Source organism: Paenibacillus sp. LjRoot56 (assembly GCF_964253335.1).
In the GTDB taxonomy this organism is placed as follows: Bacteria; Bacillota; Bacilli; order Paenibacillales; family NBRC-103111; genus Paenibacillus_E; species Paenibacillus_E allorhizoplanae.
In genome coordinates, this window is sequence record NZ_CAXURV020000001.1 from 1,987,433 (window position 1) to 2,000,890 (window position 13,458).

15 protein-coding genes are annotated in these 13,458 nt (G+C 46.7%); 12 read left to right on the forward strand and 3 right to left on the reverse strand.

All coding sequences use genetic code 11. From position 1 onward, the window contains the following. Nucleotides 1-41: 41 nt before the first annotated feature. The 4 genes from ACSQ8O_RS08885 to ACSQ8O_RS08900 all read left to right on the forward strand — a co-directional run bounded on the left by ACSQ8O_RS08885 (nt 42) and on the right by ACSQ8O_RS08900 (nt 3,937). Complete coding sequence (locus ACSQ8O_RS08885) at nt 42-845, forward strand: alpha/beta hydrolase (protein ID WP_436241271.1); 804 nt, start codon at nt 42-44, stop codon at nt 843-845. Beyond that, nucleotides 842-1,627 (forward strand): 5-oxoprolinase subunit PxpB, encoded by a 786-nt coding sequence (gene pxpB, locus ACSQ8O_RS08890; protein WP_436241272.1) that lies wholly within the window; start codon nt 842-844, stop codon nt 1,625-1,627. The genes ACSQ8O_RS08885 and pxpB overlap by 4 nt, the downstream gene beginning before the upstream one ends. Further along, the gene (locus ACSQ8O_RS08895) at nt 1,617-2,606 is read left to right on the forward strand and encodes a biotin-dependent carboxyltransferase family protein (protein ID WP_436241273.1); all 990 of its coding nucleotides are present in this window, start codon (nt 1,617-1,619) and stop codon (nt 2,604-2,606) included. The genes pxpB and ACSQ8O_RS08895 overlap by 11 nt, the downstream gene beginning before the upstream one ends. Nucleotides 2,607-3,175: 569 nt before the next feature. After that, nucleotides 3,176-3,937 carry a LamB/YcsF family protein gene (locus ACSQ8O_RS08900; RefSeq protein WP_436241274.1) on the forward strand — a complete coding sequence of 254 codons (762 nt, stop codon included), beginning with the start codon at nt 3,176-3,178 and terminating at the stop codon, nt 3,935-3,937. A gap of 391 nt (nt 3,938-4,328) precedes the next feature. On the opposite strand, the gene ACSQ8O_RS08905 is transcribed toward ACSQ8O_RS08900, so the two are convergent. Beyond that, nucleotides 4,329-5,192: an IS3 family transposase gene (locus tag ACSQ8O_RS08905; protein WP_436241980.1), complete on the reverse strand. Its 864-nt coding sequence runs from the start codon at nt 5,190-5,192 to the stop codon at nt 4,329-4,331. A gap of 11 nt (nt 5,193-5,203) precedes the next feature. Next, nucleotides 5,204-5,521 (reverse strand): transposase, encoded by a 318-nt coding sequence (locus ACSQ8O_RS08910; RefSeq protein ID WP_436241275.1) that lies wholly within the window; start codon nt 5,519-5,521, stop codon nt 5,204-5,206. 827 nt (nt 5,522-6,348) lie between these two features. Here ACSQ8O_RS08910 and ACSQ8O_RS08915 point away from each other — a divergent pair. The 8 genes from ACSQ8O_RS08915 (at nt 6,349) to ACSQ8O_RS08950 (ending at nt 12,399) form a co-directional block, all read left to right on the forward strand. Continuing rightward, complete coding sequence (locus tag ACSQ8O_RS08915; RefSeq protein ID WP_028556449.1) at nt 6,349-6,636, forward strand: CD3324 family protein; 288 nt, start codon at nt 6,349-6,351, stop codon at nt 6,634-6,636. Between the two features lie 103 nt (nt 6,637-6,739). Beyond that, on the forward strand, nt 6,740-7,117 hold the full coding sequence (locus tag ACSQ8O_RS08920; protein ID WP_056609354.1) for a gamma-glutamylcyclotransferase family protein: 378 nt from the start codon (nt 6,740-6,742) through the stop codon (nt 7,115-7,117). A gap of 96 nt (nt 7,118-7,213) precedes the next feature. After that, entirely contained in the window at nt 7,214-7,588 is a 375-nt protein-coding gene (locus ACSQ8O_RS08925) for a response regulator (protein WP_056609356.1), read from the forward strand. Nucleotides 7,589-7,647: 59 nt separating this feature from the next. Then, entirely contained in the window at nt 7,648-9,411 is a 1,764-nt protein-coding gene (locus ACSQ8O_RS08930) for a diguanylate cyclase (RefSeq protein ID WP_436241276.1), read from the forward strand. Between the two features lie 113 nt (nt 9,412-9,524). Then, nucleotides 9,525-10,049, forward strand: a complete 525-nt coding sequence (gene nikR / locus ACSQ8O_RS08935) for a nickel-responsive transcriptional regulator NikR (protein WP_436241277.1) — start codon at nt 9,525-9,527, stop codon at nt 10,047-10,049. Nucleotides 10,050-10,104: 55 nt separating this feature from the next. Next, nucleotides 10,105-10,509 carry a DUF2203 domain-containing protein gene (locus tag ACSQ8O_RS08940; RefSeq protein ID WP_436241278.1) on the forward strand — a complete coding sequence of 135 codons (405 nt, stop codon included), beginning with the start codon at nt 10,105-10,107 and terminating at the stop codon, nt 10,507-10,509. Between the two features lie 10 nt (nt 10,510-10,519). Then, nucleotides 10,520-12,175, forward strand: coding sequence for a copper resistance CopC/CopD family protein (locus ACSQ8O_RS08945; RefSeq protein WP_436241279.1), 1,656 nt, complete (start codon nt 10,520-10,522; stop codon nt 12,173-12,175). Nucleotides 12,176-12,213: 38 nt separating this feature from the next. Continuing rightward, complete coding sequence (locus ACSQ8O_RS08950; protein ID WP_436241280.1) at nt 12,214-12,399, forward strand: hypothetical protein; 186 nt, start codon at nt 12,214-12,216, stop codon at nt 12,397-12,399. Nucleotides 12,400-12,492: 93 nt separating this feature from the next. Here ACSQ8O_RS08950 and glsA read toward each other — a convergent pair whose 3' ends face one another. Continuing rightward, nucleotides 12,493-13,446, reverse strand: a complete 954-nt coding sequence (glsA, locus tag ACSQ8O_RS08955) for a glutaminase A (protein WP_436241281.1) — start codon at nt 13,444-13,446, stop codon at nt 12,493-12,495. Nucleotides 13,447-13,458: the final 12 nt, after the last annotated feature.

Genomic DNA, 13,458 nt, shown 5'->3' on the forward strand with positions numbered 1-13,458 from the left:
ATTATTAACTTAGTACGTTAATCACATGAGGGGGTTTCACATTGAACACAGGGACAACGATTGAATTATGGCCAGGAGCTACACAAGACAGTCAAGGTGAGGAAAACCAAGGTTGCCCAAGCTTAACCTTATATCCAGCAGAGGGAGACGGCTTGCGTGCAGCAGTTATTGTATGTCCAGGCGGTGGTTACGGCAGACGTGCCCCTCATGAAGGCGAGCCTATTGCCAAATGGCTGAATGGACTAGGCATATCCGCTTACGTGTTAAACTATCGCGTAGCACCATATAAACATCCTGTTCCCTTGCAAGATGCGCAGCGGGCCATTCGAACTGTGAGACATCATGCCGAGTCATGGGGAGTCGATGCTAACCGCATTGGTATTCTTGGTTTTTCTGCAGGCGGGCATTTGGCTGCAACAGCGGGTACGCATTACGATGCGGGCGATCAGACCTCCGTGGATCCAATTGAACAGCACAGCTCCCGTCCGAATCTGATGGTGCTGTGTTATCCGGTTATTTCATTTGGTGTGAACGCGCACCAAGGTTCACGAATTAATTTGATAGGCGCAGATGCTAGTGAAGAATTAGCCAATAACTTAAGCAATGAACTTCAAGTAACGACAGATACGCCACCAACCTTCTTATGGCACACAGCAGATGATGCAGCCGTTTCGGTTGAAAATAGTTTGCTTTTTGCCAGCGCGCTTAGCCGTAATAACATTCCTTTCGACCTGCATGTCTTCGAATCAGGACGACACGGCATTGGAATCGCAGCCGATCATCCAGAAGCGTATGTTTGGCCTGATGTTTGCGCTAATTGGTTGAAAAAGCAGCATTTCGCATGACCAAACTTGCCTACGAATGCCATCCGCTTGGAGACTCAGCGATTGTGATTCGCATAGGTGCAGACATTTCGTTAACGAATCTACATAAGGTCAGGCAAGTAGTGAATTATTTGGAAAATAACTGGCGAGATGGCTTCATTGAGCTAGTCGCCGCTTATACAACCATTACAATTTATTATGATGCATTCCGCATTTATAACTATTCTTCTGACGTTGTGTTAAAAAGTGGGCGATCCAATGGGACAGCAGAATGGCTTCCATATGACGATGTCCTGCAAAGCATTGAGCAGTTATTAGATGCCTATATGCAGGAAGATAGTGAAGGGTTAGCCGGGAAGTTAGGAGCTATCAGGGAAATTCCAGTTTGTTATGAGGCTACATTCGGACCTGATCTGGCAGATGTAGCGGAATATCATCAGGTGAGCACGGAAGAAATTGTGTCTTGGCATACTTCTCGTGTGTATCCCGTTTATATGATTGGTTTCGCACCTGGTTTTCCTTATTTGGGCGGGATGGATGAAAGGCTTGCTACACCGCGTAAATCAGTGCCGCGCACACAAATTCCAGCCGGTTCAGTCGGTATTGGCGGGGCGCAGACGGGGATTTATCCTTTTGAAACACCTGGAGGCTGGCAGCTTATCGGTCGAACGCCACTTCGTATGTTTCGTCCGGATAACGTTCCCCCATCCTTACTCAAGGTTGGCGATCAAGTGAAATTTGTGGCGATCACATCCGAAAAGTTTCATGCGTTAGAGGAAGGGAATGCGAGTCATGAGCTTTGAGGTCATTAAACCTGGTCTATTGTCCACCATTCAGGATGAGGGCCGCTATGGTTTTCGCAAACATGGTGTCATTGTGTCTGGACCGATGGATCGGTTTGCACACCGGGCAGCCAATCTATTGGTTGGTAATGGTCCGGAAGCAGCTACCTTGGAAATGACACTTCAGGGGCCAATTCTAATTGCACAGAGTGATATGCTGGTGGCCATTTGTGGAGCAGACATGGGGGCAGAAGTGGATGGTATGGCAGCACCCTTATGGCAGCCATTTATACTTTATTCAGGCAATGAGCTGCACCTCCAATATGCAGCCCATGGGTGTAGAGCGTATCTAGCTGTGTATGGTGGGTTCAAGTCGGATTACGTACTCGGAAGTCGCAGCACCTATCAGCGAGCGGCTATTGGTGGATATGAAGGAAGGGCACTTCGTGCAGGGGATGTATTGGAAGTAGAGAAGGAAGGGCTGGCTTTAGAAGTTGTGAACGAGGTTGAACGAGGTAGCAAGTTCGTGAGTTCAATGATTCGTCCTGATTATCGCAACAATCCGATAATACGGATTGTGAAGGGGAAGGAAGCCTCTTCATTTACACCTAACAGCTGGTCGAGATTGCTTTCTCAAAGCTTTCTTGTTACCTCACAATCGGATCGAATGGGGTATCGGTTATCGAGTGAACCTAAGCTTGAGCTTGAGTCTGGCTTATCCTACGAAATGATCTCTGAGGCTGTCGTTGCAGGCACGATCCAGGTTCCCTCAAGTGGACAACCCATTCTCTTGATGGCTGATTGCCAAACAACAGGTGGATATCCCCGCATCGGTCACGTAATCACGGCAGATCTGCCGCTGGTGGCACAGGTGAAGCCAGGTGGACAGCTTCGCTTTCAGGAGGTTACACATCTGGAAGCACAGGAGCAGTTGTTGCTTCAGGCGATGGATCTTAAGGTGATGGGGGCGGGGATAATGGCTTGGTTAAGGGGTTTGTGAACATTACGAATCCATAGCCCAAGGAACCTTACGAAGCCTAAGAAGCTGACTAACTTGACGTACCCGACTAAATTTAAGAACCCTATGAGCCTGACGAGCCCTACCTGCCTCCTCCTTAGCAACTTAACTGGAAAAACTCCAGCTATTTTCGGCGCTTTGTAATGTTTCTGGCATTTAAATGGAAAAACTCCAGTTAATTTCCCTTAAATCATCCAATGGGAAGGAAATGGTTAAAATTAACTGGAGAATATACAGTTAACTCGTAAATTTGCCCAAATGCTCCTTGATTAGATGGAGAAAATACAGTTATTTCGTAAATTTACTCAAATGATCTTCAATTATCTGAATGACTCCCATGAAATCTGCCGATAGTACCCCCACGCGCTCTCTACTCCCACACTCCGATGCACTTTGCAGTGGGTTGAGTAGGAAATGTATGAATGGGATGAGTAAGTGTAAGTGTTAGAGTGATTTGAGAGAAGATTGAAATGAGTAAAGAAAGAAATGAGTAAAAAATGAGTGAATAGTGATGCTGAGTGGCATTCATCTAAGTGGGGAGTGGAATCGTCTTGCTGCGCATTGACTTGAATTGTGACATGGGCGAAGGCTTCGGCGCCTATCGCCTCGGCCGCGACGCGGAGCTCCTCGACTACGTCAGCTCCGCCAACATCGCCTGCGGGTTCCACGCAGGCGACCCCGCAACCATGCGCAGCACAGTTCAGCTGTGCTTGCGCAAGGGCGTTGCGATCGGGGCCCATCCGGGCCTTCCCGATCTGCAAGGCTTCGGCCGGCGCGAGATCGCGATCACGCCGGCAGAGGCTTACGAGCTGACGTTGTATCAGCTCGGGGCGCTGCAGGCGTTCGTCCACGCCGAAGGCGGACGCCTGCAGCATGTCAAGCCGCATGGCGCGCTCTACCACATGGCTGCGAAGCGCCATGAGATAGCCGCCGCGATTGCGGCTGCAACGGCCAGCGTCAGCACGGAGCTGACGCTGTATGGCCCGCCCGGCAGCGAGCTGCTGCGGGCGGGCACCGCCGCGGGGCTGCGGACCGCGAGCGAGGCTTTCGCGGACCGCAGCTACCAGCGGGACGGCTCTTTGACGCCCCGCGATCAAGCGGGGGCGTTGCTTGAAAGCGCCGCCGAGGCTGCGGCGCAGGTGGAGCGGCTTGTCCGCGAAGGGAAGGTTCTCTCCCGTGAGGGAGAGGACATCAGTATGCGCGCGGACACGATCTGTATCCACGGCGATGGGGTGCACGCCGTGGAGTTCGCGCGCGATATCCGCGCGCTGTTAAACAAAAGCGGCATCGAAATCAAGCCGCTGGGGACCTAGCGAATTCGCTAGGTCTTTTTTTACGTATCCCTACAAACTGTCCCCACCAACATCACTAACTAGTCAACACAACAATTCCCACCAGCCCCCTCATCTACATAACTAAACTCTACGCCAGCCAGTCCTAATCGTCCCAAACTCATACTCAGTCGGCTAACATCAATCACTTACCACTCATCATACAGTTCTACTCCTAATACATCCTCCAACAACTTGCAGAAACACTCTACAAATCCCAACCGTCCTGCTCGTATTGTCAATACTCGGACCTAATTGTTGTAAAGTAGAATAGCTGGAAAACCTACAGCTAATCACAGGGTTTTATCTCTTTCTTAGAAAATAACTGGATTTCTGGACCTCTGTCAAGAAAGTAGACACCTACTAAGAGAAATTAACTAACGCTTTTGTAATATAGTTCTTCAAATCGATCAGGCGAGACATAGCCCAAAGAACCATGGATTCTTTTACGGTTGTAAAAGAGTTCAATGTACTCGAACATGTCCTGTTGAGCCTGTGCCTTTGTCCAAAATTTCGTACAGTAAACAAACTCCTTCTTTAATACGCTGTGGAAGGATTCGATGCAGGCATTATCGTAGCAGTTGCCTTTTCGGCTCATACTTGCTTTCATTTTGTAGGTTTCAAGTCTTTCGCGGTAATCTTCCGAGGCATATTGTGAGCCTCGATCTGAGTGATGCACAAGCCCTACTGGGGGTTGCTGCGCCACATAAGCTTGGTCTAGTGCAGCCAGGACTAACTCTGTTGTCATGCGGTCTCCGAGCTTCCAACCTACAATTTTGCGCGTGTAAAGATCTAAAACACTAGCTAAATACAACCGGCCTTCACGGCACGGAATATAGGTAATGTCAGTGACCCAGACTTTGTTAGGTGCGGTTGTTTGAAAATTTTGATTTAGCAAGTTAGGTGCAATCGGTGAATCGTGGTTTGAATCCGTCGTGTTCACTCGAAACTTCTTAGAAACGCAGGAACGAAGCCCATTGGCTTTCATTAGTGAACCAACTAGTCGTTCAGATACCGTCCAGCCTTCACGCACGAGTGTCTCTGTGATTTTAGGGCTGCCATACCTACCAAAATGGTCATGAAATATGAACGTGATTCGAGCTAAGAGCGCAGTTCTGCGCTTCTGGTAGCTATTCACCGCCTCTTTTCCAAGTAACCATTTATAGTAACCGCTCCGGGAAACCTCAAGCGTCTGGCACATCTTCTCCATTGAAAATTCGGAACGATGCTTTTCAATGAACTGGAACCTTAGTTCTTTGGTTTGCTGAAGATGTGTACGGCCTTTTTTACGATCGCAAGTTCTTCTTGAGCATCTGCAATGAGGCGATCTTTATCTGCAAGTTCGCGGTCTTTCTCTTTCAAAAGCTGTTCTAACTGGCGGAGTCTTTCTGGTGTTGCAATGGATTCACTTTCAAACTGTCTATATTTCGCTACCCATTGGTGCAGGGTTCCTGCCGGAATGTTCAATTCCTCGGCTATCTGCGTTACCGACTTCGTTTGTTCTTGAATAAATTTTACCGTCTGTTGTTTAAATTCATCATTATACCGTTGCCGCTGTTCACCCAAAATGAACACCTCCTGATAAGATTATTATCCTCATCTCTTAACAAGGTGTCTACTTTTTATTCTAGTTCCATTCCTGTAGCTAATTTCTCCGATTTCATCATAATCGAGTTAAATTCGAAATTTAGCTGTAGGTTTTCCCGTTAAATCTGTTTTTTACCGAAAAATGAGGAAATTAACTGGAGTTTTTCCAGCTAACTCGCCAATTCGCGATTTTCCTCCGACTTATCGAGAAACCGAGCTCGATCCGCGCTAAGCTGGACTTTCTCCGCTCATTTCCCCACACATAAGGAAAGAATCCCTATAACCATTCTTTCACTTGAGACCTGCTCGGCAATATGAGTTAATAGGTATGTAGCCGGCCGGCTAATTCCTTCGGAAAGGAGTGATCAAGGTGATTACAACGCAAACAGAGGTGATCTCTGCGTAAGCAGAGGTCACTGTTCCAAGCGGGGGCCACTAGGCCCTCGCATAACTTTTACGAACGAGTAGACAGCGAGAAGCTTTTTACATATAATGAGAAATGTGAACACGAAGTGAACACAACAATAAACTACGGTGAAGGGAGTGCTTTTTAATGAACACAATGACAATGACAGTAGCGATGAATGTTGCGGCCGCCGCAGAGGTACTCGTCTCCTAACTGAATATCATTCGTGGAATAACCGTTCACCTGAATTGTATAATTGCATATACAACCGACAGGCACGATTATGATCGTGTTTTTTTTATTCCATTTTTGAGAATGGTAGGAGGTTAAGGGGCGATGAAGATACTCTCTGCAAATCAGTCAAAGTTAAGCTTTGCACAATTTGAGGAGGTTTTCATCCATGAGTTACAAGAACGGGAAAGATGTTCTTCCCCCTAACCTATTAAAACAATTACAAGAATATATCCAAGGCGAAATCGTCTATATCCCTAAAAAAGAGCAGAAACGTGCTGGTTGGGGAGAAAATAACGGCACTCGCATCATCATTGAGCGGAGAAATCGTGAGATTTTCCGTTTGTATCAAACGGGTTCGACGGTGTTGGAGCTGATCAAGGTATTTCATTTGTCCGAAGACAGCATCCGCAAAATTATCGTCAAAACACGTGAATTAACAGCCAATCAGGCATAGCAGCAGCATCCATCGTGATGCTGCTTTTTTTTTGTAGGAAATCCTAGATTACATGCCGAAATTATTCATACAGAGGATGTAAATGTATAGGAGGAACAGAGAGATGATATCTGTATTTGTATATGGCACGTTACTGGTGGGGGAAAGCAATCATCATGTTGTCTCTCCGTATTTATTGGGAGTGCAACCTGGCGCGATCTATGGACGTTTATATGATGTAGGGCCTTATCCTGCGTTAGTACTTACAGACGATGAACATAAGGTTGAAGGGGAATGGATTGAAGTAACCGAAGAGGGACTGGCTGCTATGGACATTTTGGAAACGTATTACGGTCCAGATCACGCGGACAATGAATACGAGCGTATTTGGGTTAAAGACGCCATTTTGGAGAAGGAAGGTTGGGTGTATTGTTATCCTAATCCGCGTGGACTTCCAGCTATTCATGGCTCCTCATGGAAATATCACCTGCATAATAAGTAGGCGTGACTCTATTCGAGTTTTTCCGACATTTTCCTGTCATGGCCTCAGATATGATGCTATAATTAGTACTAATTTATGGACTCGAGGAGAGAGAACATGTCAGCTTACAAAATTTTGCTAGCCGATGATGAATTGGCACTTCGCTTTCTGCTGACGGAGACGTTATCGGATGAGGGATACGTCATCACCGAGGTTGAGGATGGTCAACAAGCGATTGAGCAGCTCAGCAAGGAAGCCTACGATTTAATTATCCTGGATTACATGATGCCGGAGCGTACGGGTGTAGAGGTTTGCTCCTGGTTGAGACAAAGTGATAATGTGAACAAGGACTTGCCGGTGATTCTGCTGACAGCCAAAGCGCTGGAGAAAGATAAAGAGAAAGCGAAGGCAGCGGGTGTTACCACATACATTGTAAAGCCTTTCAGTCCACTTCAATTATTAGATACCATCGGGCAGCTCTTGCAACGCTAGGTTGGATATAGATTCGCTAGGATCAGTTAGATTAAGCTTATAAAGGGTGATTGTCTGCTATGAGCCACAGAAATATAGAGAGATCCAAAGATTCAGCTTCTGAATCCGATCGTGATGCAAGAATCCTTAAACAAGGAAGAAAGCTGTTTATTCGTGAATATGATAAGCAACTGCAGCAGTTGCAGTCCTTGCTGACAGCGGTTCAGATGAAGCCAATCCTTGAGGATTTGCAACAATGCTATCGGATTGCACATACTCTCAAAGGTAGTGCGCCAGTCTTTGGTTATTTAAGAATTGGTAAATTAGCAGAAGACATCGTGCGGAAATGGGAATGGACCCTAGCCATTGAGAAGCAGGACAATGAGTTGCTTCTTTCGACGAGTCCTGTACATGAAAGCATTGAACGAACGGTTGAATTATTGCTTGAGTTGAAAATGGAATTGGATATCGGTTTAACGGAAATTCAGATGGATGAGGAAAAGGATCCTGTTACAGGCTCCATGCTTCGAACGCTCAAAAGTCGTATTTTACTTGTTGATGATGACGATGCGCTTCGATCTTATTTGACTAGACGATTGCAACTTGATGATTGTGTCGTTGATGAAGCTGCTGATGTGGAGTCAGCGAAAAGATTACTGCGTGAGCATACGTATGATCTTGTTACCTTAGACCTTATGATGCACCCTCAGTCAGGCTATGAGCTATTTGACTTTCTCAAAGAAGATCCTACTCTGAAATGGCTGCCGCTTATCGTACTATCCGGTCGTGATGATATCAGCGATAAAGTTCGTTGTTTCCATTTAGGGGCGGATGATTATGTGACGAAGCCATTTCAATATGAAGAATTGGCGGCGCGCATCTATGGACTCCTCAAGCGGACACGGAATTTCGAACAGTTGGCCTTCCGAGACCCGCTGACAGGTGTGTTTAATCGCCGTTATTTTGATCTGCAGATTGGATTAGAGTTACAGCGTATCGAGCGCTATCCAGCGCCAATTTCTCTCGTGTTTATCGATATTGACAGCTTCAAAAACGTCAATGATACGTATGGACATCACGTAGGGGATTTGGTGCTCCAAGGCTTGGCTCATTTGATGCAAGTCAATCTGCGTTCGACAGATTTATTGGCACGTTTTGGTGGCGAAGAGTTTGTAATCGCACTTCCGAATACGACGGTGGATCAAGCTAGGTCTATCATGCAAGACGTTTTGGATAAAGTTCGTGTGAAGCCTGTAGCACAGAATGAGGGTCAAACGTTCTCCATTACGTTCTCAGCTGGGGTAGCGGAATGGCAGGCAGGGATCACAATTGCAGAGTGGGTAGCGAAAGCAGACGATGCGATGTATCAAGCGAAGCAGCAAGGCAAGAATCGCATTGTTCTGGCTGATCTAGAAGATGAGGGTGCACAATTCACGAAGTTGGTTGCCCATGCGAATGCCCAGCTGCAGAAGAAAAAGCTCTTGATCGTAGACGATGATCCGATTCTCAGAGCGATCCTGATTTCGCAGTTGGAGCACTTGCCGATTGTTATTACGCAGGTTTCTGATGGTGAAGCCGCATGGCAGCTATTGAGTGATCAAGTTTTCGATGCTTGTATTTTGGATGGCATCTTGCCTGGACTTGATGGTTTTACGATCTTAGAGAAGCTCAAGTCGGATACGAATGCGCGATCCAAGGATCTGAAGGTACTGATGCTTTCTGGTAAGAAGAAGGAAGCGGACGTCGCGAAAGGTCTGCTAATGGGAGCCGATGATTATATGACGAAGCCATTCTCACTCGTGGAGCTGGAGAATCGCGTCAAACAGTTAATGAAACTTGTCTAGGAAAGGAGGGGCTATGTCCTCTCCTTTTTTGCATTTTCGCCACATGAACGTTGTCTAGGGTTCAATTTCCCTTGAAGGAGGTTTGCGACTTCAGCACTTTCTGATACAGTAGAATGATAGACGAAGATACACATGAAGGAGCAAGATCAATGTCGGATAAAGACAATCTGGTACGTTTTGGAATTTCGATGCCGCAATCTCTAATCGAGCAATTCGACCGGTTGATTGCTTTACAAGGGTATGATAATCGCTCGGAGGCGATTCGTGATCTGGCACGCAAGGCGCTTTTGACCTCAAGCAGTATGCAGCCAACAGAAATGGTCGCGGGCACAATTGTTATGGTATACGACCACGATAGCCGTGATTTGCCGATCACACTAATGGATCTTCAGCATGACTATCATCATGCCATTATTTCAACGATGCATATCCATTTAAACCATCAGCAATGCTTGGAAATACTCGTTGTTCGCGGTGAAGTGCAGAAGCTTCGAGAGCTGCAGCAACGCATACAAGTGTTAAAAGGTGTTGCCTACGCGGAGCTGTCTGTTACACATGTGGACGAGCATAGTCAAAGTCATGGACATAGTCATCATCATGGGCATCATCACGTTCATGATAAGGCGGAGACGGAGTAGTGGAATTCGTAGTTCGTCTGTTTTTTTGCTAAAATAAAGGATATGGAGGTGCGTTATGTCGGAGAAGAGATGGTTCTCTTTGGAAGAAGCCAATGATTTATTGCCGTTTGTTGATCAGGAATTGAAGAAGATGCAAGCCTTGAAGCGTGAATTTGAGGACAAATATATGGAGTTACGCCATAAGAAGAATGAATATGCTTCGATGGCCAGCACGGAAAAGGATCCCTTTTTCGTCATGGAAGCCGCGTTGGAATTTCTTCAAATTGAAGCGCGTGGACTCATTCAAAGCTTTCAGAAAACAGGAATTGAGCTGAAGGATATCGATACAGGACTTGTTGATTTCCCGGCTGTCATGAATGGACAAGAAGTGTTGCTGTGTTGGAAGCAAGGAGAGGATCAGATTCGTTATTATCACGGAGAGCAAGATGGGTTTGCTGGACGTAGACCGATAGCGGATTAGAGGGATACTAATGATGGGATTATTACAACGACGAACCAAAATGTGGTTCCTGCGACTGCCGGTAAGCTTGATTGCTGTGTTAGCGATCATGCTTATAAGTGCTGTCTTTGCACCTCAATCAGTCTCTGCGCATGCTTCATTAGTTGAAGCGACACCAGAAGCGGGAGCCAAGCTTGAAAGCTCGCCAGCTGTGGTGTCCGTCACGTTCAATGAACAATTAGACAGCGGACTCTTTTATATTAAGGTTTATGATCATAGCGGAGCTGAGATAACAAATCGCAAAGCGACGATGAATAAGGATCAAATGGGGATCAAGCTGGATGTGCCGAAGTTGGCAGAAGGCGTGTATTTGATTAGTTATCACGTCATCTCAGCAGATGGTCATCCTGTTGGTGGAAGTTATCCGATCACGGTCGGGAATCCGCCGCAGGAGGATCTACTTGATGTACCATCCGCTCATACGGGACACGATCACAGCACAGGGCCGCTGACGACTAAAGGGTTGCTGCAATACGCGTCCCGCGGCTTATGGTTTCTGATGTTGTTGGCCTTGACGGGTTGGGCATTCTGGTTACGATTGGTGAAAACCCAAGGTGAAGAAGTTCAGAAATCGCTCTCTACTTGGTCGCTCAATCTGCAGCGCGGACATATTGTTGCCTTATTACTGCTCATTTTCACGCATATTGAGGATCTGTTGGGCGGCGGCGGTGTAGATGAAATATGGCAGCTGCTAAGCGCGACGAATATAGGGATTTCTTGGGTACTGCTTCTTGTCTTATCATTCATAGGCTTTGTAATACTGGGCAGGGCAGCATGGTTGGATGTCAGTTGGGCCTTGGCTCTTCTGGCAGTCAAAAGCTTCAGCGGCCACGCAGCTTCCTTCTCACCTCTGTGGGCGACGATTGGGCTCGATTTTATTCATCTTGTAGCGGCAGCTTGTTGGGTTGGCGGACTAATTCTCCTGTATGTGAAATGGCGCCATAATAAGATGGGGCTAGGTAGTTACATGCAGAAGTTTTCCAAATTCGCACTGATCTCGATCCTTGTTTTAACCGTTTCAGGGATCTTATCTGTTTGGCTATTCTTACCGAATCTCCGTTACTTAACATACACAACGTGGGGAATTCTCCTGCTTGTGAAGGTAGGCGTGGTGGTGCTTGTCGCCGTGCTGGGGTTTGTGATTCGACTATTCCTACGCAAAAAGCAAGTCAATCAATCGATCGTTTGGGTCAAGCTAGATCTATCGCTTATGGTCATCATTGTTGTGCTTGTCGGACTGCTGACCTATATGGCACCCATTCCTGCTAATGAGCCGCTTCAGTGGCATCAGATGGGAGAGAAGGTCCATGTTTCGGTCGATATTACGCCTAAAATTCCAGGCAATAACAGCTTCGTCGCCAAAGTATGGCTGCCTGAAAAGTCAGGTCAACCTAAGCAGGTTCTCTTGATTTTGCATAATAAGGATGATAAAGAGATTGCACCGATTTCTATCCCATTAGCGATCTATACAGATAATAAGGAAGAGGAATCCTACGGTTTTGCTAAATTTAGTTACAAATCGGAAGGGCCTTACCTACCTTTTAGAGGCAATTGGGAGTTAGAAATGCGCGTCATGGATACGGAAGATAATGAGACGGTGTATACGAAAGACTTCATTGTGTATTAAGTTTGAAAAGGCAGATTGGCGATGCGAGGAGGATAACCATGGCTTGGGTTCAAATCTTAGATAAAGACCATCTTTCCGTTAAACTCGATGATCAAGATGATTCCGCTCTAATTGAAGTCAATGATGGCGGCATTTCACCGAACTATGTGACGATTCGATTGAATGAGCAAGAAGTGGATGAATTGATAGAAGCCCTCCAACGCATCAAACAATCGATGCAATGATGGTATAAACATACACATAAGAAAGAACCTTCCCCAAGACTTAACGAAAGTCGGATGGGAAGGTTCTTTTTTGTACGCATGGAGGAAGCCGGGCTAAAACATGCTCCAGTCGAACTCCTGCGACAGAATGCCAAGCAGATGCACACCTGCCGTGCTGTTGCCTTTACGGTTCAGTGCGGGTCCAACGATGCCAATGCCGTATTGTCCTGGCACCATCGTCAGGATGCTGCCGGAAACACCGCTTTTCGCAGGCAGCCCGACATTCATGGCGAATTCACCAGAGGCATTGTACATCCCACAGGTAAACATGAAGGTCTTAGCAATTTGCACGAAGCGCCGCGGGATGAGACGTTGCTTGCGGATCGGATCCACACCGTTATGAGCGAGTACGAGCGCCATTCTGGCTAGATCCGTGCAATTGACCTCGATGGAGCAGTGGCTGAAGTACACACGAAGGACATCGTCAACTTCCTTGTCCAAGACACCGTTATCCTTGAGGAAATAAGCTAAAGAACGATTGCGGTGAGCCGTATCTGACTCGGATTTGAACACATTTTGATTAATGGAGAGCGAAGGGTTATCTGCAATATCCCGGAAGAAATGCAGGATACGTTCGACCTGCTCATCCGTACTATTCCCCGTGATTAGCGAAGAAATCGCAATCGCTCCGGCGTTAATAAGCGGATTGAATGGGATGCCTGGCTCGATAAGCTCGAGCTTCAACATCGAGTTGAAGTCATCGCCAGTCGGCTCCATTCCAACTTTGGAGAATACAACGTCTTCGCCATTATCCATGAGTGCAAGAATGAGTGAGAAAACTTTCGAAATACTTTGCAAGGTGAAGCGAAAGTTAGAATCACCGGATAGGATCGTTTGCCCTTCGCTATCCATGATGCATAAACCGAGAATATCCTCAGAAGCGTTAGCTAGCTCAGGAATATAGGAAGCGACATGACCTTCTGACGTATGCGTTTTGCTAACAGCAACCCATTCGTCGATGTGGCTATGAAGCTTCTTCCAGGTTTCATCGTGCTGTTGGTGAGGCATGGCGAAGTCAGT

Bases quoted from the DNA above. Each gene is read 5' to 3' on its own strand.
- ACSQ8O_RS08925 (WP_056609356.1), top strand. From the start codon at position 7,214: ATGTCAGCTTACAAAATTTTGCTAGCCGATGATGAATTGGCACTTCGC.
- ACSQ8O_RS08920 (WP_056609354.1), top strand. From the start codon at position 6,740: ATGATATCTGTATTTGTATATGGCACGTTACTGGTGGGGGAAAGCAAT.
- ACSQ8O_RS08940 (WP_436241278.1), top strand. From the start codon at position 10,105: ATGTCGGAGAAGAGATGGTTCTCTTTGGAAGAAGCCAATGATTTATTG.
- glsA (WP_436241281.1), bottom strand. From the start codon at position 13,446: ATGCCTCACCAACAGCACGATGAAACCTGGAAGAAGCTTCATAGCCAC.
- ACSQ8O_RS08950 (WP_436241280.1), top strand. From the start codon at position 12,214: ATGGCTTGGGTTCAAATCTTAGATAAAGACCATCTTTCCGTTAAACTC.
- pxpB (WP_436241272.1), top strand. From the start codon at position 842: ATGACCAAACTTGCCTACGAATGCCATCCGCTTGGAGACTCAGCGATT.
- ACSQ8O_RS08915 (WP_028556449.1), top strand. From the start codon at position 6,349: ATGAGTTACAAGAACGGGAAAGATGTTCTTCCCCCTAACCTATTAAAA.
- ACSQ8O_RS08945 (WP_436241279.1), top strand. From the start codon at position 10,520: ATGATGGGATTATTACAACGACGAACCAAAATGTGGTTCCTGCGACTG.
- ACSQ8O_RS08895 (WP_436241273.1), top strand. From the start codon at position 1,617: ATGAGCTTTGAGGTCATTAAACCTGGTCTATTGTCCACCATTCAGGAT.
- nikR (WP_436241277.1), top strand. From the start codon at position 9,525: ATGATAGACGAAGATACACATGAAGGAGCAAGATCAATGTCGGATAAA.
- ACSQ8O_RS08930 (WP_436241276.1), top strand. From the start codon at position 7,648: ATGAGCCACAGAAATATAGAGAGATCCAAAGATTCAGCTTCTGAATCC.